The organism is Burkholderia seminalis DSM 23518, assembly GCF_902832885.1.
Classification (GTDB): domain Bacteria; phylum Pseudomonadota; class Gammaproteobacteria; order Burkholderiales; family Burkholderiaceae; genus Burkholderia; species Burkholderia seminalis.
This window is the reverse complement of record NZ_CADFDK010000005.1, coordinates 378,184-398,859: the sequence shown is the minus strand read 5'-3', so window position 1 is coordinate 398,859 and position 20,676 is coordinate 378,184. Positions and strand designations below refer to the sequence as shown.

The following is a 20,676-nucleotide window of genomic DNA, read 5'->3' as shown; positions in this document are numbered from 1 at the left end:
CCTTCGGGGCGCCTTTTGCGTTGGCGCGAAGCCGGCCGGTCAGGCCGCGTGCGCGCGCCGCGCGATGCCGTCGAGCAGCACGTCGAGCATCGTGTCGTGCACGACGGCCGGGTCCAGCTGCGCATAGAGCGGGGCGGCCGACCTGACGAGCGGATGCTCGGCGTCGGACAGCGCGTTCATCTCCGCGAGTTCGACGTCGTTGGCCGCACGCGTGAGGCCGCCGGCTTCGGCGGCAGCGAGCCCGATCACGCTCGCGTACCAGCCGACACACACCGCCGGCAGCGCCGCGCGCGGGATGCCGGCGTCGGTCAGCGCGCGATGCACGGCCTCGATGTGTGCGAGGTCGGCCGGCCCCGTGCTCATGTGCCGCTGCAGCAGCGCGAACGCGGCAGGGTAGCGCAGCGCGAGCGCGCGGTACTGGCGCGCGAGGTCGCGCAGCCGCTCGCGCCACGGCAGCGACAGGTCGACCGGCACGAGCGAGCGCGACAGCGCGTTCGCGATCGCGCGGTTCAGGCCTTCCTTCGACTTGAAGTGATACAGCACGCTCATCGGGTCGCAGCCGACCGACTGCGCGAGCTTGCGCACGCTGAATGCGGCTTCTCCGACGTCTTCGAGCAGCGCGAGGGCGGCCGCGACGATCGCGTCCTTGTCGAGGCCGCGCGGGCCTTGGGCGGGTTTGTCCTTCATCGAGGCGGGCGGGCACGCCGGTGTGGGACCGGCCGTAAACTTGACGAAAGCTTATTCTACACTGTAGAATTATTTCTGCGGTGTAGAAATTGGGTGTCCCGGCACCTTTCAAGACGTGCTTTCGCACAGTCCGGGATCCAGGCGGCACGAGCGTGCCCGCCGTCAACACGGGCCATCGCGCCCCCTCTTCTCGTTGACACCCATGTGGAACCGGCTGCCCCACCCGCGAAGCCAGAAGGCTATTCGACAGGCGGCCCAAGACCATGCAAGTGCAATCATGACGTCCAACCACCAACGACCCCTGATCCAGGGCGAATCGCGTTTCGAGCAAACGCAACTGAACATCGAAAAAGACAACTGGAACTGGTGCGACCCGGCTCGCTACGACGGCGAGCGCCCGGCCAACTGGTATGAGGCGTCGCTGTCGCGTCATGCGAACGGCGCGCCGCTCACGCACGATGCGGTGTGCGACGTGCTCGTGATCGGCGCGGGGCTGCTCGGCGCATCGGCCGCGCTGCATCTCGCGGAAGCGGGCGTCGACACGATCCTCGTCGACAAGCACCACGTCGGTTCGGCCGCGTCCGGCCGCAACGGCGGCCAGCTGACGCCCGGCCTCGCGCGCTGGGAGGCGGCCGACATGATCGACCATCTGTCGCACGACGACGCGAAGCGGCTGTGGCGCTTCGCGTCGGCCGAGTCGATGGACCTGATCGATGCGATCGGCGCGCGCTACGCGCTCGACCTCGACCGCAAGCGCGGCCACGTCACGGCGGCCGTTCACCCGGGCCACATGAGCGCGCTGCTCGACGGCGCGGATGCGCGCCGTCATCTCGGCGACGCGGGCGTGACGCTCGTCGGCCGCCATCAGCTGCACGACGAATACGTCCGCTCGGGGCTGTATCACGGCGCGGCGATCGATGCGATCGGCGGCCAGATCCATCCGCTCGCGCTGGTGCGCGGCCTCGTGCACGGCTTCCGGCTGAACGGCGGCGCGCTGTTCGAGGGCACCGAGGTGCTCGAACTCGACGAGACGCCCGCGGGCGTCGTCGCGACGACGCCGGGCGGCACGATCACCGCGCGCAAGGGCGTCGTGCTCGCGCTGCACAACACGACGTTCCGGCTGCTGGACGACGGCGCGGCAACCACGGTGCCGTTCTTTACCTACGTGAGCGTGACGGCGCCGCTCGACGTCGATGTCGCGACGCTGATGCCGGCCGGCATGCCCGTGTACGACACGCAGTTCCAGATCGACTACTACCGGCCGGTGCGCGGCAACCGCCTGCTGTTCGGCGGGCAGGGCACCGGCACCTGCTGGGCGCAGCCCGACGTCAACGCGTATCTGCTGACGCGGCTGAACACGGTGTTTCCGCAGACCGACGGCCGCATCGCGCTCGACTACTGCTGGAGCGGCGTCAGCGACTTCACGCTGAACGGCGCCACCGACAGCCGCAAGACCGACGCCCGCGTGCCGATGTACATGGTGCAGGGCTGGAGCGGCCACGGCGTCGCGCAGACGGTGCGGATCGGCAAGGCGATCTGCGACGATTTCGTCGGCCGCAACGACGATTTCTCGATGCTCACGGGCATCGATCACCGCGCGATTCCGCTTGGCCGGCAGTTGTCGCCGATCGCGATTCCCGCCGCGAAGGCCGCGATGAGCGTGATGAGCGCGCTGAACCCGGGGCGGATGATCTCGTTCTGATGGTCCGGTGTTCAGGCTGCCGCGCGCCGTCAATGAAAAAGCCCGATGCGAATCGCTCGCATCGGGCTTTTTTTCGTCCGGGGACGGCGGTGCTTATGCGATCCGCTTCGCGAGTTCGACGGCCTTGCCGATGTACGACGCGGGCGTCATCGCAAGCAGCAGATCCTTCGCGTCCTGCGGGATCGCGAGCGTGCCGACGAATTCCTGCAGCGCCTCGCGCGTGATGCCCTTGCCGCGCGTCAGTTCCTTCAGCTGCTCGTACGGGTTCTCGATGCCGTAGCGGCGCATTACCGTCTGCACCGGCTCGGCCAGCACTTCCCAGCAGTTGTCGAGATCTTCGTTCAGGCGCTGCGGGTTCACCTCGAGCTTGTCGAGGCCGCGGATCAGCGAGTCGTACGCGAGCAGCGAGTAGCCGAGCGCGACGCCCATGTTGCGCAGCACCGTCGAGTCGGTCAGGTCGCGCTGCCAGCGCGACACCGGCAGCTTGTCGGCGAGGTGGCGCAGCGTCGCGTTCGCGAGGCCGAGGTTGCCTTCCGAGTTCTCGAAGTCGATCGGGTTGACCTTGTGCGGCATCGTCGACGAGCCGATCTCGCCGGCCTTCGTCTTCTGCTTGAAGTAGCCGACCGAGATGTAGCCCCACACGTCGCGGTCGAGGTCGAGCAGGATCGTGTTCGCGCGCGCGACGGCGTCGAACAGCTCGGCCATGTAGTCGTGCGGCTCGATCTGGATCGTATACGGGTTGAACGTGAGCTTCAGGCGGTTCTCGATCACGTCGCGCGAGAACGCTTCCCAGTCGAATGCCGGATACGCGGACAGGTGCGCGTTGAAGTTGCCGACCGCGCCGTTCATCTTGCCGAGGATCTCGACCTTCTCGATGCGGGTGATCGCACGGGCGAGACGCGCGGCGACGTTCGCGAGTTCCTTGCCGAGCGTCGTCGGGCTGGCCGGCTGGCCGTGCGTGCGCGACAGCATCGGCTGCTCGGCGTGCGCGTGCGCGAGGGCGACGAGGCGCTGGTAGACCGTGCGCAGCGCCGGCAGGATCACGTGTTCGCGCGCGCCGGCGAGCATCATGCCGTGCGACGTGTTGTTGATGTCCTCGGACGTGCACGCGAAGTGGATGAATTCGCTGGCCTGCTCGAGTTCGGCCTGGCCCTTCACCGATTCCTTCAGCCAGTATTCGACGGCCTTCACGTCATGGTTCGTCACGCGCTCGATTTCCTTGATGCGGGCGGCGTCGTGCGCGGTGAAGCGCTCGGCGAGCTGCAGCAGGAACTGCTCGGACGCATCGGAGAAGCGCGGGATTTCCGCGAAGCCGGCGCGCGACAGCGCGATCAGCCAGTGCACCTCGACGGTGACGCGGTGGCGCATGAAGGCGGCTTCGGAGAGCCAGTCGCGCAGCGCTTCGGTCTTGCTGGCGTAGCGGCCGTCGATGGGCGAGAGCGCGGTGAGGGCGAAAAGCGTATCGGGACGAGTGTCGGACATGATCGGGCGGGCCTTGGGGCCGGGTCGTGCGAGGGGGAAGGAGAATCCGGCATTTTACCATTGGCGCGGGGCGATCCCGGCCGAACCGGTCCGGCCGCTACCGGCGCGGGCGACCAGTGCGGGCGACCAGTGCGGGACGGCGGGCGCGTGACGGCGGGCCGGTGCCAGAAAGGGCCGCTTGCGCGTGTCCGCGCCGCCGCCGCCGACCGGGGCTGCCCGCCGGTAGAATGCAGGCTTCTTCCCGACCGCCGCCCGCCGCGCCCCGCCTGCATGGAACTGAAATGGCTCGAAGACTTCGTTTCGCTCGCGGAAACGCGCAGCTTTAGCCGGTCCGCCGAACTGCGGCACGTGTCGCAGCCGGCGTTCTCGCGGCGGATCCAGGCGCTGGAGGCGTGGCTCGCGACCGAACTGATCGATCGTTCGGTTTATCCGACGCGGCTCACGCAGGCCGGGCAGATCTTCTACGAGCAGGCGCTGACGATGCTGTCGCAGGCGCACGAGGCGCGCACGCTGCTGCGCGGCCACGTCGGCGCGCCGGTGCCGACGATCGAGTTCGCGGTGCCGCACACGCTGTCGCTCACGTATTTTCCGCGCTGGCTGCAGCGGATCGAGGCGAAGATGGGCCAGGTCCACACGCGGCTGCGCGCGCTGAACGTGCACGACGCGGTGCTGTCGCTCGTCGAGGGCGGCTGCGATCTCGTGATGGGCTACCACCACCCGAGCCATCCGGTCGCGCTCGACCCGGCGCGCTACGACATGCTGATCCTCGGTAGCGAGCCGATCAGCCCGTTCTCGGCGCCCGGCCGCGCCGGCCGGCCGCGCCATACGCTGCCGGGCGCGGCCGACGCGCGCGTGCCGTACCTGTCGTATACGCCGAACGCGTATCTCGGCCGGATGACCGAGGTCATCATCGCGAACGCGCCGACCCGGCTGTTCCTCGACCGCGTCTACGAGACCGACATGGCCGAAGGGCTGAAGGCGATGGCGCTCGCGGGCCACGGCGTCGCGTTCCTGCCGCACAGCGCGGTCGAGGATTCGGTCGCGGGCGGCCGGCTGATCCGGCTCGACCGGTCGGCGCGCGGCGGCGCGCATCCGTTCACGCTGACGATGGAGATCCGGCTGTACTGCGACAAGCTCGCGCTGCAGGGCGACGATCCGCGCCAGAAACTCGTGCGCGCGCTGTGGGAGGTCGTGCGCGACGAGCTGCGCGACACCCCGAATTAACCGCCGGCGGTTAATCGACCGCCGCCGGTCGGTCGCGGCCGGCTGACGGCGCCCTTGCGGTGCCTGTCGGGCGGCTGTCCGGCGGCCGGCCCGCGCGCAAGCCAGCCGATTTTTTCGCCGGCGCGATGCACGGCCGATCGCGGGCGTTCTTGCGCAAATCGACCGCGGATTTGCGAAAAATCGCGATCATGCAAGAAACGCATAATCGAATAAGCAAACGGCATTGGATAAAAAAAACGGGTTTTTCGACAATGTGCGCAATCCGTTGAACGTTGGAGCTTCCATGTCTTCGCAACAGCAGTCCATCCCGTCCTACCTGCACGCCGACGATCTCGGCCCGTGGGGCAACTACCTTCAGCAGGTCGATCGCGTCGCGCCGTACCTCGGTTCGCTGTCGCGCTGGCTCGAAACGCTGAAGCGTCCGAAGCGCATCCTGATCGTCGATTGCCCCATCGAGCTCGATAACGGCACCGTCGCGCACTTCGAAGGCTATCGCGTGCAGCACAACGTGTCGCGCGGCCCGGGCAAGGGCGGCGTGCGCTACCACCAGGACGTGACGCTGTCGGAAGTGATGGCGCTGTCCGCATGGATGTCGGTGAAGAACGCGGCCGTGAACGTGCCGTACGGCGGTGCGAAGGGCGGCATCCGCGTGGACCCGCGCAAGCTGTCGCGGGGTGAGCTCGAGCGCGTGACGCGCCGCTACACCAGCGAAATCGGCATCATCATCGGGCCGAACACCGACATTCCGGCGCCGGACGTCAACACCAACGAACAGGTGATGGCGTGGATGATGGACACGTACTCGATGAACCAGGGCCAGACGTCGACCGGCGTCGTGACCGGCAAGCCGATCGCGCTCGGCGGTTCGCTCGGTCGCAAGGAAGCGACGGGCCGCGGCGTGTTCGTCGTCGGCTCGGAAGCGGCGAAGAAGAAGGGGCTGGAAATCGAAGGCGCGCGCATCGCGGTGCAGGGCTTCGGCAACGTCGGCGGCATCGCGGCGAAGCTGTTCCAGGAAGCCGGCTCGAAGGTGATCGCGGTGCAGGATCACACGGGCACGATCTACCAGCCGGCCGGCCTCGATTCGAACAAGCTGCTCGACCACGTCGCACGCACGGGCGGCGTCGCGGGCTTCGAAGGCGCCGAGCCGATGCCGAACGACGAGTTCTGGACGGTCGAGACCGACATCCTGATCCCGGCGGCGCTGGAAAACCAGATCACCGAGAAGAACGCGGCGAAGATCCGCACGAAGATCATCGTCGAAGGCGCGAACGGCCCGACGACGACGGCGGCGGACGACATCCTGAGCGCGAACGGCGTGCTCGTGATCCCCGACGTGATCGCGAACGCCGGTGGCGTGACCGTCTCGTACTTCGAATGGGTGCAGGATTTCTCGAGCTTCTTCTGGACGGAAGACGAGATCAACCACCGCCTCGAGCGCGTGATGCGCGAAGCGTTCGCCGGCGTGTGGGCGGTCGCGGAAGAGCACAAGGTGACGGTGCGTACGGCGGCGTTCATCGTCGCGTGCAAGCGCATCCTGATGGCGCGCGAAATGCGTGGCCTCTACCCCTGATCGTTGACTATGATCCATTCATGACGCAATCCCCCCGATTGCGGAAATGAACCCTCGCGGGCGATGCCGGATCCGGCCTCGCCCGCGCGCGCATTCGGGCGCCAGGAGCCGGGAGGAAGGCTTCGTGCAGGGCGATTCGTAGTGCGGTAAACAACCAGTACTTTCAAAAATATTACTTTGATACACTGGCGCGGGTTTTAGCCAAGGAGATGACCAAAATGAAATACCACAAGGCAGTCCTGATGGTCGCGGCGCTTTGCGCGTTCGCAAGCGGCGCGCATGCTCAGGAGACGGGCACGCTGAAGAAGATCAAGGACACGGGCGTGATCGCGCTGGGCCACCGCGAATCGTCGATTCCGTTCTCCTATTACGACCAGAACCAGCAGGTGGTCGGCTATTCGCGCGAATTCCAGATGAAGATCGTGGACGCGGTGAAGAAGAAGCTGAACCTGCCGAACCTGCAGGTGAAGAACATCCCCGTCACGTCGCAGAACCGCATTCCGCTCGTGCAGAACGGCACGGTCGACATCGAGTGCGGCTCGACGACCAACAACACCGAGCGCCAGCAGCAGGCTGCGTTCTCCGACACGATCTTCGTGATCGGCACGCGCCTGATGACGAAGAAGGATTCGGGCGTCAAGGATTTCGCCGACCTGAAGGGCAAGACGGTCGTGACGACCGCCGGCACGACGTCGGAGCGCCTGCTGCGCAAGATGAACAACGACAAGCAGCTGGGCATGAACATCATCAGCGCGAAGGATCATGGCGATTCCTTCAACACGCTGGAATCGGGCCGCGCGGTCGCGTTCATGATGGATGACGCGTTGCTCGCGGGCGAGCGCGCGAAGGCGAAGCAGCCGGGCGAGTGGGTGATCGTCGGCACGCCGCAATCGGAAGAAGCCTACGGCTGCATGATGCGCAAGGGCGATGCCGACTTCAAGAAGGTCGTCGACGACGCGATCTCGCAAGTCGAGAAGTCGGGCGAAGCCGCGAAGATCTACGCGAAGTGGTTCGAGAATCCGATCCCGCCGAAGGGGCTGAACCTGAACTTCCCGTTGTCCGATTCGATGAAGAAGCTGTACGCGAACCCGAACGACAAGGCACTCGACTGACCACACGGCCGTTGATGCAGAAATGACGCTAATGAGACGGAAGAGGCCACGCTTCTTCCGTCTCTTTTTGCTGGAGTCTTGCCCATGTCTTACCACTGGAACTGGGGCATCTTCCTGAGCCCCGTGTCGACCGGCGAGCCGACGACTTATTTCGGATGGCTGATGTCCGGCTTCTGGGTGACGATCGAAGTGTCGCTCGTCGCCTGGGTTATCGCGCTGATCGTCGGGTCGCTGTTCGGCGTGCTGCGCACCGCGCCGAACAAATGGCTGTCCGCGATCGGCACCGTGTATGTGTCGATCTTCCGGAACATTCCGCTGATCGTGCAGTTCTTCGTCTGGTATCTCGTGATACCCGAGCTGCTGCCCGCGTCGATCGGTAGCTGGATCAAGCAGTTGCCGCCGACCACGCAGTTCTTTACCGCGTCGATCGTCTGTCTGGGCCTGTTCACCGGCGCGCGCGTGTGCGAACAGGTGCGCTCGGGGATCAACGCGCTGCCGAAGGGCCAGCGCGCGGCCGGTCTCGCGATGGGCTTCACGCAATGGCAGACGTATCGCTACGTGCTGCTGCCCGTTGCGTACCGGATCATCGTGCCGCCGCTCACGTCGGAATTCCTGAACATCTTCAAGAACTCCGCCGTCGCGTCGACGATCGGCCTGCTCGACCTGTCCGCGCAGGCGCGCCAGCTCGTCGACTACACCGCGCAGACGTACGAGTCGTTCATCGCCGTCACGCTCGCGTACGTGATCATCAACCTCGTCGTGATGGCGTTCATGCGCTGGATCGAAGGCCGCACGCGGCTGCCCGGCTATATCGGAGGCAAGTGATGCATCAGTTCGACTGGAGTAGTATTCCCGGCGCGCTGCCGACGCTGTGGACGGGGGCCGTCGTCACGTTCCAGATCACGCTGATCGCGATCGTGGTCGGGATCGTCTGGGGCACGCTGCTGGCGCTGATGCGGCTGTCGGGCGTCAAGCCGCTCGCGTGGTTCGCGCAGGGCTACGTGACGGTGTTCCGCTCGATCCCGCTCGTGATGGTGCTGCTGTGGTTCTTCCTGATCGTGCCGCAGCTGCTGCAGGGCGTGCTCGGGCTGTCGCCGACGATCGACATCCGCCTCGCGTCGGCCATGGTCGCGTTCTCGCTGTTCGAAGCCGCGTATTATTCCGAGATCATCCGCGCCGGCATCCAGGCGGTGCCGCGCGGGCAGGTGAATGCCGCGTTCGCGCTCGGCATGAACTACGCGCAGGCGATGCGCCTCGTGATCCTGCCGCAGGCGTTCCGCGCGATGGTGCCGCTGCTGCTCACGCAGGCGATCGTCCTGTTCCAGGATACGTCGCTCGTGTACGTGATCAGTCTCGCGGACTTCTTCCGCACGGCGGCCAACATCGGCGATCGCGACGGCACGACCGTCGAGATGGTCCTGTTCGCCGGCGCATGTTATTTCGTGATTTGCTCGTTGGCGTCTGCTCTCGTCAAGGGTCTCCAGAAAAAGGTCACAAGATGATTTCCATCAAGAACGTTTCGAAGTGGTACGGCCAGTTTCAGGTCCTCACCGACTGCACGACCGAGGTCAAGAAAGGCGAAGTGGTCGTCGTGTGCGGCCCGTCGGGCTCGGGCAAGTCGACGCTGATCAAGACCGTCAACGGCCTCGAGCCGTTTCAGCAGGGCGAGATCCTCGTGAACGGCCAGTCGGTCGGCGACAGGAAGACGAACCTGTCGAAGCTGCGCTCGAAGGTCGGGATGGTGTTCCAGCATTTCGAGCTGTTCCCGCATCTGTCGATCACCGAGAACCTGACGCTCGCGCAGGTCAAGGTGCTCGGCCGCGGCAAGGACGAAGCGACCGAGAAGGGCATGAAGCTGCTCGAGCGCGTCGAGCCTGAAGGCGCATGCGCACAAGTTCCCGGGGCAGCTGTCGGGCGGCCAGCAGCAGCGTGTCGCGATCGCGCGCGCGCTGTCGATGGACCCGATCGCGATGCTGTTCGACGAACCGACGTCCGCGCTCGATCCCGAGATGATCAACGAAGTGCTCGACGTGATGGTCGAACTCGCGCAGGAAGGGATGACGATGATGGTCGTCACGCACGAGATGGGCTTCGCGAAGAAGGTCGCGCATCGCGTGATCTTCATGGACAAGGGCGCGATCGTCGAGGACGACCGCAAGGACGATTTCTTCTCGAATCCGAAATCGGAACGCGCGAAGGACTTCCTCGCGAAGATCCTGCACTGAGCGTTCGCGCGTTTCGCGCGCGTCCATGCGAAAACCGCCCGGCATCGAGCCGGGCGGTTTTTTTTCGGCCGCCGGTCGCGTGCGTTACCAGCTGTAGCGGTAGCCGACCTGCCCGACGATGCCGCGCCGGTAATCGCCGCCGATGTTGCGCGCGATTTTCGCGTTCGCGTAGAGCTCGCCCGACTTGCCGAAGCTCGCGCTCACGCCGACCCCGAGCTCGTACCAGGTGCGGCCGAGGTGCGTCGCGAACGGCGTGCCGCCGACGACGGTCTGGCCCGGCGACAGGAAGTCGTGCAGCACGTCGGCCGTGAAGTACGGCGTCGCGGCGCCGCCGCCCGCATCCGACTGGAGGTTCGGCCGGAAGATGCGTACGCCGACGCGGCCGCGCAGCGCGTTCGTCGTCGTGCCCGATACGGCCGACACGTTGTCGTTGAACCCGTTCAGCTTCAGGTACTGGTACATCAGCTGCGCCTGCGGTTCGATCGCGATCGGCGTGCCGCCGATCGCGAACGGCTTGCCGACTTCCTGCGACAGCGCAATACCGAAACCGTTCTGCGACGCCTCGTTGCCGTAGCTGTCGCGATAGCGGTTGCCGTAGTGCGTGACCTGCCCGACGCTGTCGAAGTAGGTGCCGTCCGGCAGATAGCGCGTCCAGTAGCCACCGACGCTCTGCGCGTGCATCTCGACCGAGCCCGTCGAGGTCGACAGGTCCTGCGCGTCGGCGCGCGCCATGTCGCTGAAACTCGCGTTCGACACGCCGATGCTGGCGGTCACGCCCGCATGCGTGCTGCCCGCGCCGTTCGGCGCCTGGTCGAGCGTCCAGTCCTTGCCGAACTGCGCGAAGAACGTGCGCTCGTCGGCCGCGAAGCGGCCCGCGTTCGCATCGAGGCTCTGGCCGCCGATGCGCCCCCATACGCCGTCGCGGTTGCCCGGCTGCTGCTTCTCGACGTTGTAGATGTCGCCGACGCGCTCGTGCAGCTTGCCGAGCGTGGAGAAGCCGTAGTCGGCGTTCAAGAGCGGCGTGAGCGCGTAGCCGGCGACGCCCGGGCGGTACGCGAGCGTGCCGCCGTTGCCGTTCCCGTTGTTGCCGCCGTCGCCGCCGCCGGACGGGTGGATCGGGTCGCCGGGGTCGGTCTGGTCGAGCTGCGAGCGAAGGTACCAGCCGTTCGCGTCGCTTTGACCGCCGCGATAGAGCCGGTATTCGTACGCGCCGGCCTGGACGGGCCCGGCGAGATGGAAGGCCGACGCGGTGGTCGTGCCGCCGTTGGCCGTGACGACCACCGGAATCCCGTCGCCGGTCGTCTGTGCGCCGGTGCCGGCCGTGTTCGCGATCTTCAGGCCGGTCATGCCGCTCGCGGCGCCGCCGTTCACGATCAGCCGGTCGGTCGGCGACGCATCGGCGCCGAGATACGTATTGAGCGCGATCGTGCCGCCGTTGCCGACGTAGCTGCCGGTCGTCAGCGTCTTGTAGCTGCCGGTGAGCGTCGGCGAACCGACCGGTGCGGCGAACGCGACGAGGCCCGCGTTGTTCAGGCTGCTCAGGACCGAGCTGCCCGTCATGCGCCACGTGCTCGTGCCGTCGACGGTCAGCGCGACCGGATCGATCTTGCCGGTCAGCGTCGTGCCATTCGCGAGGAACACGTTGCCGGTGCTCGATGCGTCGGAGACGATGTCGCCCGCGAGGTTCACGGCCGATGCGTTGAACGTCACGTTGCTGCCGTTCGCAAGGTTCAGCAGCGTGCCGTTGCCGGCCGTCACGACCGTGCCGTTGCGTACCGCGATGTCGGCTGTGCCGCCGCGCGCGGCGAAGGCCGGCCCGGCGACGGACGTCACGCTGCCGCCGTCGACCAGGACCGAACTCGTCGCGCCGTTCGCGAGCGTGTCCGACGTCAGCACGCCGGCCGCGGCGCCCTTGAGCGTCGTGCCGGTCAACGCGAGCAAGCCGCCGCTGTTCGCGGTGGCGCCGTTGCCGGCTGCGCTGTCGATCGACGAACCCGTGTCGGCGATGCGCCCGCCGTTCTGCGCGACGATGCCGTCGGCTACGCTGCCCGAGGTGGCGATTGTCGTGCCGGACATCAGCGCCGTCGCACCGCTGTCGATGACGACCGCATGCGCGCCGGCGCCGGTCGTCGCGATCGTCGTGCCGTTGGCCGCGAGCGTCGAAGCGGCGCCCGATACGTAAAGGCCGCGCGCGTTGGCGCCGGCGGTGCGGACGACCGTCGCCGCATCGGTCGCGATGTGCGCGCCCGCCCCGGTCGACGTGACGCCGTCGGCGCCGTTGCCGGTCGTGGCGATCTGCGTGCCGGCCAGCGCGATGGTTGCGTTCGCGCCGAGGTTGCGGATCCCGCTGCCCGCTCCGCCAGCCGTGATCGAGGTCATGCCGGCCGCGAGGCCGCCGCCCGTGACGGTCGAGTCGATCAGCACGCCGTCCGCGCTGCCGTTCGCGATCACGGTGCCGGCGCCCGACAGCGCGACCGATGCGCCGGTGCCCGTCAGGCGCACCCCAGCGATACCGTCGTCCGCTTCGATCGAGCCGGCGTTGGCGAGCGTCGCCGATGCACCCTGCACGAGCGCGCCGGTGCCGTTGGACACGCGGATCGTCGACGCGTTGTTTACCGTGCCTTGCGTGCCGACGACGACGCCCGTCGAGCCGGCGCCGGTCAGCAACACCGTATTGCGGTTATCGAACGTGCCGAGGTTTTGCGCGACGAAGCCCGTCACGCCGGCGGTCGACGACGTCACGGCGGCATGGTTGGTCAGCGTCGTCGCGACCAGGCCACCGGTGTTTGCGCCGGCGAGGTCGTGCGCCTGCCCGTCGACGACGCCCGCGATCGCGCCGGCCGCGTTCAGGTTGATCGTCGCGCCGGCGTCGATCGTGCCGTTCGCGCCGCCCTCGACCGCGATCGCGATGCCGTTCGCGCCGTTGACGTTGTAGGTCGCGTTGCCGGTCGACAGCGTCGTGCCGGCGTCGGTCGCGAGCACGCCATGCGCACGCTGGCCGTTGACGTCGGTCGTCAGCGTGCCGGCCGCCGACGCGCCCGTGTACGCCGCGCCGCCCGCGACGCGGAACAGCGTCGAGTCGTCGGTGTCGACGCTGAGGTGCTGCGCGGCCACGTTGATCTTCGAGCCCGCGCCGTATGCGTAGAAGCCGATCTGGTTCGTGCCTGACATGAAGGCCGGCACCGCGTTCGCGCCGACGTCGATCGTCGCGCCCGAGCGTGCGTGCACGCCGATCGCGCCGGTGCCCGTCAGGTTGAGCGCGCCGTCGAGCGTGGCCTTCGCAAGCGGCCCTTCGGCCCACACGCCGTAGTTGCGCGTGCCCGACGCGGGATCGAGGCCGCCGGCCACGTCGATCGTGCCGGTCGACGTCGCGGCGGTCGCTTGCGTGCCGGTGCCGAGCACCATCACGCCGATGCCGTTCACGCCATTCAGCGTGATCGTGCCGGTGTTGGTCACGGTCGCGGCCGTATCGGCCGCGAGCATGCCGACGTTGGCGAGCGGCGTGCCGGGCGCCGTGCCGTTGACGACGATCGCTCCCGCGTTGGTCAACGTGCCGGACGTCGAGCCGATGCTCGCGAGCGCCGCGCCGTTCTGTGTCTGCGAGCCGATCACGATCGTGCCGAGGTTGCTCGCGGTGCCCGATGCGCCGAGCAGGATGCCGTATGCGTGCGCGGCGAGCGCGACGTCGCTTGCCGTGCCGCCGGGTGCGTACTGGGCCGCGCGGCCGAGATAGATCGTGCCGCCGGCCTGGTTCGTGAAGCTGCCGCCGTCGACGAGGCCGCCGATCACCTGGCTGTCGAGCGTCGTCGCGTTGACGCCGACGTTGATCGTGCCGGCGTTCGACCCGGTCGCGCCGTCTGTCACACCTACCGCGTAGTTCTGCAGGTTCGGCTGGTTGCCGTCGAGCGTCCACGCGCCGACGTTCATCACGCCGTTGTTGACGAACGAGGTGCCAGTTCCGCTTGCGTACACGCCGTTGCCTTCCGTGTAAGCGTTGAAGCCGAAGTTGGCGGGCGGCGCGCTGCCGCTCGTGTCGAAGTTGTCGCCGGATGCGTAGCCGGACGAGATCGTGCCGTTGTTGACGCCGCTTGCACCGCTCAGCAGGCGCACCAGCGTGAAGTCGCCCGACAGGCGCCCGTCGTTGATGAAGTGCGCACCGTTTTCCGCGAGGACGGCCGAGCTCGGGACGATCGTGTTGGTGCCGCGGAAGTCGATCTGGCCGTCCTTGCCGATCTGCAGCGTCGCGTTCGCGCCCGTGCCGTGCATGACCGACAGGAAATCGATCGGCAGCGTGTTCTTGTCGCCCGCGGACACGGCGTTCTGATACTGGAAGCTTTGCTGCGAGAACGTCACGGCCTGGCTGAACGCGCTGTCGTAGGCGGCCTGCGAGCCGAGCGCGCCGCTTTGCACCGAGCGCACGAGAAAGTCGTTGTACGCGGCAAGCGATGCGGCGTCGGTGACCTTCCACGTACTGCCGTCGAATGCGGTGAAGGTGCCCGCGTAGGCCGGCACGTCGAGCTGGCGGCTGCCGACGGCACCGCCGTCCGCAAGATAGTCGCCGGTGGTGAACTGAATCTGGTTGCGCGAGTTCCAGGTGACGGTGCTCGTCGTGGAGCCCGTTCCGTCCGCGACGGTAAGGTCGGTCCCCTTCGCGGCGATTGAGATCGCGTTGCCGGCTGCGTCGGGCGCGTTCGCCGCATTGCCGATCGACACGTTGAGCGATCCGCCGCTGGCGGCGACGGTGCCGATGCGCGTGTTCACGTACTGATCGCCGTTCACGTCGTGGTAGACGGGCACTTCGGTCGCGCCGGCCGTCGACGCGGAAAACGCGGACGAGTCGTAGGTCGCGACCGACGTGCGGGTGCCGGTGATCGAGTCGGGCGTGCTCACGCTGTGCGTCTTGCCGCCGAGCGACAGCAGCGGCTGGTTCGGGTTGCCCGACACGATGGTCGTGCTGCCGATCGGCGTGAGCGTGTAGCCCGGGTCGCCGCCGGCGCCGGTCCATGCGCCCGACACGCCGACGGTGTCGCCGCCCGACACGGTGGTGGCACCGGCCAGGTTGTCGTTGACGGTCGGGCTGAAACTGCCGAGCGCGCAGGTGCCGCCGCTCGCGACGGCCGCGCCGCTGCCGCAGGTCGATGCATGCGCGCCGCCGGCCGACAGCATGGCCAGCAATGCGCCGAGCGCTACCGCGCGGCGGTTCGTGCCCGATGCGCTACCCGAGCGCTTGCCGCGCGCCCGTGCCGTTTCCGCCACCGCGACCCAGCAGCCGGTGGTTTCGCTCCATATCGATCGAAATGAGTGATTCACGACAAGCCCCTATTTCTTGTTTTGAAATGGCATTCGCCGGAATTCGGCGAATTCGCAATCCGCGGTGGAGAAATAATCCGAAAGGGGCGTGCGGCGGCTACGGCTGCGTATCGCGCCAATCGTGTTTCGTTACACCAGCGATGGGCGGAGTCTACTGATTCGGAGCACGGTCGATTATCGAGAAATCGGGAAATGTGGGGATGCCAACCGTAGTGGGTTGTATTTTTGATTTGTGTGGTTAATCGAACCGAAAGCCATGCAGGTCAATGGACCCGGAGGCTGGGGTGAAAATCAGGAATGGCCGGTGGGGTGGGTGGGATACCGCACGGATTGATGGCAACCGATAAGCTAGAATGCGCGCCCGAGATTATATTTAATGGGAAGAATTTGCCGTTTCTTGATTTGGTTGTTTTTTATTTTCGCTTGTAAATTAATAAAATCAAGCGAATTTCTCATGGTGCCGATTCATTGCGCCGAATGGCGGCCCGAGTGAAACGGCATCGGCCGAGGCGCGCCGATTTTCACCGGTAAGGGATGCGTCGGCCTCGACGCGAGGTTCGCTCGAGCGGAAAGGACGCAGGTTGCGGCGCTTGCCGTACCGGGTTCAGAAATCGATTGCGTCGTCGGAGTCGCCGTCGGCGGCGGTGGCGAGTGCCTCACGGACCTCGCGCGGCGCGGACGCCGATGCGTCGAGCGCCGGGTTGCGCAGTTTCTCGAGCACACGCTCGGGCACCGGGATCTGCATCCGCGCGGCGACGTCGCCGCACTGGAACATGATCAGCTCGCCCGGCTCGAACGCGGTCCAGACCTCGTTGTCGGTGAGCGGCTGCGTCGCGATCACCGCGACGCGATCTTCGGGCGTCGTGTATTTCGCGAAGTCGATCGACAGGTCCTCGTCGACGAGATGCGCGGTCGAGAACGGCCAGCGCCGCACCAGATAGTGCAGGCGCGTCGAGCAGTGCGCGAAGAGCGCCTGGCCGTTCGACATCAGGAAGTTGAATACGCCGTGATCGGTGATCCCGCGCGTGAGTTCGCCGACGCGCTCGAACAACTCCGGCAGCGGCGGCTGCGCGCCGGGAAAGGCCTCGCGCAGCCCCTGCATCAGCACGCAGAACGCCTGTTCGCTGTCGGTCGTGCCGACCGGGTGGTAGACGCTGCCGTCCATGTTCGGCGCGTAGTCCTGCAGGTCGCCGTTATGCGCGAAGATCCAGTGCCGGCCCCACAGCTCGCGCATGAACGGGTGGCTGTTCTCGAGCAGGATGTGCCCTTGCGTCGCCTTGCGGATGTGCGCGATCGTGTTCTTGGACTTGATCGGGTAGCGCTTCACCATTTCGGCGATCGGCGACGTGGCCGATGCCTGGTGATCGATGAACAGGCGGCAGGCCTTGTCCTCGAAGAACGCGATGCCCCAGCCGTCGGCATGGTGATCGGTCAGCCCGCCCCGGGCCGCGAAACCTGTGAAGGAGAATGTGACGTCCGTCGGCGCGGCGCAGTTCATTCCTAAGAGTTGGCACATTTTACTTGGGGCGGCAGGCTGAAGCGGGGGGTAACGAACCGGGCGAACCCCGGTACAATGCGGCTTCAAGCATATCACCGAGCCCTGAGCGGTAAAAAGCGGATTCCGCTGGCCAAAGGTCCCGTGTTGCGGTTTGCCGTCAGTTGGCCCGCGCATGCGTGTTCCGGCCCCGCCAACGGCAAGCACGTTCCTCACGACGCCTCCTATGACTGCCTCGAACGCTTCCTCCCCGGCGACGCTCTCGCTCGCCCGTCCCGACGACTGGCACCTGCACCTGCGAGACGGCGACATGCTGGCCGCCGTGCTGCCGCACACCGCGCGCCAGTTCGGCCGCGCGATCGTCATGCCGAACCTGAAACCGCCGGTGACGACCACCGCGCAGGCGCAGGCCTATCGCGAGCGCATCCTCGCCGCGCTGCCCGCCGGGATGACGTTCGAACCGCTGATGACGCTGTACCTGACCGACAACACGCCGCCCGACGAGATCCGCCGCGCGCGCGAAAGCGGCTTCGTGCACGGCGTGAAGCTGTACCCGGCCGGCGCGACGACGAATTCCGACCACGGCGTCACCGATCTCGCCAAATGCGCGAAGACGCTCGAGGCGATGCAGGAAACCGGCATGCCGCTGCTCGTGCACGGCGAGGTGACCGATGCGTCGATCGACCTGTTCGACCGCGAGAAGGTGTTCATCGACCGCGTGATGACGCCGCTGCGCCGCGATTTCCCGGGCCTGAAGGTCGTGTTCGAGCACATCACGACGAAGGACGCGGCCGACTACGTGCGCGACGCCGACGCGGCGCCCGGCCTGCTCGGCGCGACGATCACCGCGCATCACCTGCTGTACAACCGCAACGCGCTGTTCGTCGGCGGGATTCGCCCGCATTACTACTGCCTGCCCGTGCTGAAGCGCGAAACGCATCGCGTGGCGCTGGTCGAGGCCGCGACGTCGGGCAACCCGCGTTTCTTCCTGGGCACCGACAGCGCGCCGCATGCGCGCGACGCGAAGGAAACCGCGTGCGGCTGCGCCGGCTGCTACACGGCGCTGCACGCGCTCGAGCTGTACGCGGAAGCGTTCGACACGGCCGGCGCGCTCGACAAGCTGGAAGGGTTCGCGAGCTTCTTCGGCGCCGATTTCTACGGGCTGCCGCGCAGCGCCGAGACGGTCACGCTGCGCCGCGAGGCGTGGGAACTGCCGCGCGAGATCTTCGCGGGCGACACGCCGGTCGTGCCGTTGCGCGGCGGCGAGACGATCGGCTGGAAACTGGCGTGACCGTTGCGCCGCCGCGCGGGTCCGGCCATGCGGCCGGCCGCATGGCGGCGGATTTCGCGCGGATCGACTGGTCCGCGCCGTGGCTCGGACCCTATGCGGAGCCGGGCCGCGCCGTCCAGGCGGCCGTATTGGCGGGTGACGCCGCGCTGCTCGATGCGCTGAATGGCGTGTTGCGCGACGGCGCGCGTGTCAGCGGTCGCGGCAGGCCGCTGCGGTTCGTGCCGCAGGCCGCGCTGCCGCCCGGCATCGCATACGAAACCCATGTCGCCGACACCGGCGGGGTGCCGACTCGCCACCATCTTCACGACTTCTTCAATGCACTCGTCTGGTTCGCGTATCCGCGCACCAAGGCCGCGCTGAACGCGCGTCAGGCCGCCGCGATCGACGCGGCGGGCGGTGTCGGGCCCGTGCGCGGTTCGCTGCGCGACGCGCTCACGCTGTTCGACGAGAACGCCGCGCTGTTCGTCACGGCCGACCGCGCGCTCGCCGCTGCGCTGCGCGGCTTCGACTGGCCGCGGCTGCTGGTCGCCGCGCGCGACGCGTGGGGCACGCGCTGCGAAGCGCGGCTCGTCGGCCATGCGCTGCTCGAACAGCTCGTGACGCCTTACAAGTCCTGCACCGCGCACACGTGGATCGTCGAAGTGAGCGCCGACTATTTTTCATGGCCCGACGCGCAGCGCAACGCGCATGTCGACACGCGGGTGGCCGCCGAACTCGCGACGCGCGCGCTGACGAGCCGCGATTTCGCGCCGCTGCCGGTACTCGGCGTACCGGGCTGGTGCGCCGCGAATGCCGATGCCGCGTTTTATGACGATCCGGCGGTATTCCGCAGCGGCCGACGCGTGCGTGCTGCCGGCGGCGGCGCGCAGTGCTAGAATGCGCGTCGCAAAGCAGGCCAGGCAGTCGCGGCCTCGCCGCCTTCGGGCGCGCGAGGGCGAGGAAAGTCCGGACTCCACAGGGCAGGGTGATGGCTAACGGCCATCCGTGGCGACACGCGGAACAGGGCAACAGAAAGCAAACCGCCGATGGCCCGGCGCAAGCCGGGATCAGGTAAGGGTGAAACGGTGCGGTAAGAGCGCACCGCGGCGACGGCGACGTCCGCCGGCACGGTAACCTCCACCCGGAGCAATTCCAAGTAGGCAGGCGTGCATCTTCGGATGCAGGACGGGGCCCCCGTCTCGCCTGCGGGTAGGAAGCTTGAGCGCGTCAGCAATGGCGCGCCTAGAGGAATGGCTGCCACGCGTGGCGCGCTTCGGCGCGCGGCGTGCACAGAATCCGGCTTATCGGCCTGCTTTGCCGTTCGAATGCGAAAGGGCCGGCGTCTCCTTGCGGAGCGCCGGCCCTTTTTTCATGCGTGAGCGCGGTGCGTTCAGGCGGCGACGATGTCGAACGAATGCGTGAGTTCGGCCGTCTTCGCGATCATGATCGACGCGGAGCAGTACTTGTCGTGCGACAGGTTGATCGCCCGCTCGACCGTGCCCGGGTTCAGGTTGCGGCCGGTGACGGTGAAGTGGAAGTGCACCTTCGTGAACACCTTCGGGTCTTCGCTCGCGCGCTCGGCCTTCAGCGTGACCGAGCAGCCGGTGACTTCCTGGCGGCTCTTCTTCAGGATCAGCACGACGTCATAGGCCGTGCAGCCACCGGTGCCGAGCAGCACCATTTCCATCGGACGCGGCGCGAGGTTGTGGCCGCCGCCCTCGGGCGCGCCGTCCATCGCGACGAGATGCCCGCTGCCGGTCTCGGCGGAAAACGCCATGCCGTCCTGGCCCATCCAGCTTACTTTGCATTCCATGCTTGCACTCCAGCGTTGCCTGATTCGGATTCGATCCGGCATTGTAGCCCGCAGCGCAACGGTCGGCTGATGCGCTGCACGACGTGCAATGCCGGCGCCGTGCGGGCAGGGCGTCCGACGGCAATTTCCCTGCTTCTTTTAGGGGTTTTGCTCTAGATGACGGAGATTCCGGTTCCCGGGCGTCGGAATCATGCCATTGATTTAAAAGGGAAAATCATTGTTTTCGAGCGTCACGTCGTGAATTTCGCATTATGGTTTTGGATTTCGCCATGCAAATTTTCTTGTTCAGTCGGCGACGCATTCGTATAATGAGCCTCATTGGTTGTCGCGCTGCGGCAACCTCCGAATGTCTCCTCCACCCTCCTCCTAAGGTGGATTAAGCCCGAACCATCCGTTCGGGCTTTTTTTCGTCCCGTGCAAACATCGGCGCGCGGCTTGCGCGCGCCGGCAGCGTCACGCGGGCTGCCGTGCGGCAGGCGGCGATGCCGCGTCGGGCGCCGCGCCGCGCGAGCGCGTGTCAGGCGCAGGTGCATGGACGGCTGACGCATGGCCGTGACCGCGCGCGCAGAAGTGGCGGACGCGTTCGCGCACCGCGCGCAGGCGGGCGACGCGATCCTCGGCATGAGCGTTCCGGGCGTCGGCGATGCGCGCATCGAGCGCGTCGAGCTTGGCTTCGCAGCCGGTGCGAGCGGCGACGGCAGGCGCCGCGATGGCCAGCAGCGCGGCTGCGAGAAAGGGCGTAAGTCTTTGTTTCATCATGCTTGTTTGTTGTTTTCCGGGTTCGGC

At 67.0% G+C, this 20,676-nt stretch carries 14 protein-coding genes, 1 other RNA gene and 1 pseudogene; 10 read left to right on the top strand and 6 right to left on the bottom strand.

Annotated elements, in window-relative coordinates:
- Positions 1–39: 39 nt before the first annotated feature.
- A complete protein-coding gene (locus HWX00_RS18800) occupies positions 40–687 on the bottom strand; it encodes a TetR/AcrR family transcriptional regulator (protein WP_175028628.1) in 648 nt (215 codons plus the stop codon).
- A gap of 277 nt (positions 688–964) precedes the next feature.
- Between HWX00_RS18800 and HWX00_RS18795 the strand changes: the two genes are divergently transcribed.
- A complete protein-coding gene (locus tag HWX00_RS18795) occupies positions 965–2,389 on the top strand; it encodes an NAD(P)/FAD-dependent oxidoreductase (RefSeq protein WP_175028627.1) in 1,425 nt (474 codons plus the stop codon).
- A gap of 93 nt (positions 2,390–2,482) precedes the next feature.
- On the opposite strand, the gene purB is transcribed toward HWX00_RS18795, so the two are convergent.
- Positions 2,483–3,871, bottom strand: a complete 1,389-nt coding sequence (gene purB / locus HWX00_RS18790) for an adenylosuccinate lyase (protein WP_034186437.1) — start codon at positions 3,869–3,871, stop codon at positions 2,483–2,485.
- A 270-nt stretch (positions 3,872–4,141) separates the two neighbouring features.
- Here purB and HWX00_RS18785 point away from each other — a divergent pair, with 270 nt between their 5' ends.
- From HWX00_RS18785 to HWX00_RS18760, 6 genes and pseudogenes are all read left to right on the top strand, one after another.
- Positions 4,142–5,095: a LysR substrate-binding domain-containing protein gene (locus HWX00_RS18785; protein ID WP_034186438.1), complete on the top strand. Its 954-nt coding sequence runs from the start codon at positions 4,142–4,144 to the stop codon at positions 5,093–5,095.
- A gap of 283 nt (positions 5,096–5,378) precedes the next feature.
- The gene (locus HWX00_RS18780; RefSeq protein WP_034186440.1) at positions 5,379–6,665 is read left to right on the top strand and encodes a Glu/Leu/Phe/Val family dehydrogenase; all 1,287 of its coding nucleotides are present in this window, start codon (positions 5,379–5,381) and stop codon (positions 6,663–6,665) included.
- Positions 6,666–6,883: 218 nt separating this feature from the next.
- Positions 6,884–7,777: a glutamate/aspartate ABC transporter substrate-binding protein gene (locus tag HWX00_RS18775; RefSeq protein ID WP_034186451.1), complete on the top strand. Its 894-nt coding sequence runs from the start codon at positions 6,884–6,886 to the stop codon at positions 7,775–7,777.
- Between the two features lie 84 nt (positions 7,778–7,861).
- Positions 7,862–8,602: an amino acid ABC transporter permease gene (locus HWX00_RS18770; RefSeq protein ID WP_175028626.1), complete on the top strand. Its 741-nt coding sequence runs from the start codon at positions 7,862–7,864 to the stop codon at positions 8,600–8,602.
- Positions 8,602–9,279, top strand: coding sequence for a glutamate/aspartate ABC transporter permease GltK (gene gltK, locus HWX00_RS18765; RefSeq protein ID WP_034186442.1), 678 nt, complete (start codon positions 8,602–8,604; stop codon positions 9,277–9,279). The genes HWX00_RS18770 and gltK overlap by 1 nt, the downstream gene beginning before the upstream one ends.
- Positions 9,276–10,002, top strand: a pseudogene (locus HWX00_RS18760) (amino acid ABC transporter ATP-binding protein). The gene gltK and the pseudogene HWX00_RS18760 overlap by 4 nt, the downstream one beginning before the upstream one ends.
- Before the next feature lie 84 nt (positions 10,003–10,086).
- Here HWX00_RS18760 and HWX00_RS18755 read toward each other — a convergent pair.
- The gene (locus HWX00_RS18755) at positions 10,087–15,312 is read right to left on the bottom strand and encodes an autotransporter outer membrane beta-barrel domain-containing protein (protein ID WP_175028625.1); all 5,226 of its coding nucleotides are present in this window, start codon (positions 15,310–15,312) and stop codon (positions 10,087–10,089) included.
- A gap of 604 nt (positions 15,313–15,916) precedes the next feature.
- On the bottom strand, positions 15,917–16,828 hold the full coding sequence (locus HWX00_RS18750) for a class II glutamine amidotransferase (RefSeq protein WP_034187113.1): 912 nt from the start codon (positions 16,826–16,828) through the stop codon (positions 15,917–15,919).
- A gap of 205 nt (positions 16,829–17,033) precedes the next feature.
- Between HWX00_RS18750 and pyrC the strand changes: the two genes are divergently transcribed.
- The 3 genes from pyrC (at position 17,034) to rnpB (ending at position 19,397) form a co-directional block, all read left to right on the top strand.
- A complete protein-coding gene (gene pyrC / locus HWX00_RS18745) occupies positions 17,034–18,098 on the top strand; it encodes a dihydroorotase (RefSeq protein ID WP_011350953.1) in 1,065 nt (354 codons plus the stop codon).
- Positions 18,095–18,973 (top strand): DUF3025 domain-containing protein, encoded by an 879-nt coding sequence (locus tag HWX00_RS18740; RefSeq protein WP_175028624.1) that lies wholly within the window; start codon positions 18,095–18,097, stop codon positions 18,971–18,973. Before pyrC ends, HWX00_RS18740 begins: the two co-directional genes overlap by 4 nt.
- A gap of 12 nt (positions 18,974–18,985) precedes the next feature.
- An RNA gene (rnpB, locus tag HWX00_RS18735) (RNase P RNA component class A) lies at positions 18,986–19,397 on the top strand.
- A 70-nt stretch (positions 19,398–19,467) separates the two neighbouring features.
- Here the strand turns inward: rnpB and HWX00_RS18730 are convergent.
- Entirely contained in the window at positions 19,468–19,932 is a 465-nt protein-coding gene (locus HWX00_RS18730) for an OsmC family protein (RefSeq protein ID WP_175028623.1), read from the bottom strand.
- 411 nt (positions 19,933–20,343) lie between these two features.
- Complete coding sequence (locus HWX00_RS18725; protein WP_069706505.1) at positions 20,344–20,649, bottom strand: DUF1090 family protein; 306 nt, start codon at positions 20,647–20,649, stop codon at positions 20,344–20,346.
- Between the last annotated feature and the right edge of the window lie 27 nt (positions 20,650–20,676).

Excerpts from the sequence above, each read along its gene's own strand:
- HWX00_RS18800 (WP_175028628.1), bottom strand. The coding sequence starts at position 687 with ATGAAGGACAAACCCGCCCAAGGCCCGCGCGGCCTCGACAAGGACGCG.
- HWX00_RS18795 (WP_175028627.1), top strand. The coding sequence starts at position 965 with ATGACGTCCAACCACCAACGACCCCTGATCCAGGGCGAATCGCGTTTC.
- purB (WP_034186437.1), bottom strand. The coding sequence starts at position 3,871 with ATGTCCGACACTCGTCCCGATACGCTTTTCGCCCTCACCGCGCTCTCG.
- HWX00_RS18785 (WP_034186438.1), top strand. The coding sequence starts at position 4,142 with ATGGAACTGAAATGGCTCGAAGACTTCGTTTCGCTCGCGGAAACGCGC.
- HWX00_RS18780 (WP_034186440.1), top strand. The coding sequence starts at position 5,379 with ATGTCTTCGCAACAGCAGTCCATCCCGTCCTACCTGCACGCCGACGAT.
- HWX00_RS18775 (WP_034186451.1), top strand. The coding sequence starts at position 6,884 with ATGAAATACCACAAGGCAGTCCTGATGGTCGCGGCGCTTTGCGCGTTC.
- HWX00_RS18770 (WP_175028626.1), top strand. The coding sequence starts at position 7,862 with ATGTCTTACCACTGGAACTGGGGCATCTTCCTGAGCCCCGTGTCGACC.
- gltK (WP_034186442.1), top strand. The coding sequence starts at position 8,602 with ATGCATCAGTTCGACTGGAGTAGTATTCCCGGCGCGCTGCCGACGCTG.
- HWX00_RS18750 (WP_034187113.1), bottom strand. The coding sequence starts at position 16,828 with ATGTGCCAACTCTTAGGAATGAACTGCGCCGCGCCGACGGACGTCACA.
- pyrC (WP_011350953.1), top strand. The coding sequence starts at position 17,034 with ATGACTGCCTCGAACGCTTCCTCCCCGGCGACGCTCTCGCTCGCCCGT.
- HWX00_RS18730 (WP_175028623.1), bottom strand. The coding sequence starts at position 19,932 with ATGCCGGATCGAATCCGAATCAGGCAACGCTGGAGTGCAAGCATGGAA.
- HWX00_RS18725 (WP_069706505.1), bottom strand. The coding sequence starts at position 20,649 with ATGATGAAACAAAGACTTACGCCCTTTCTCGCAGCCGCGCTGCTGGCC.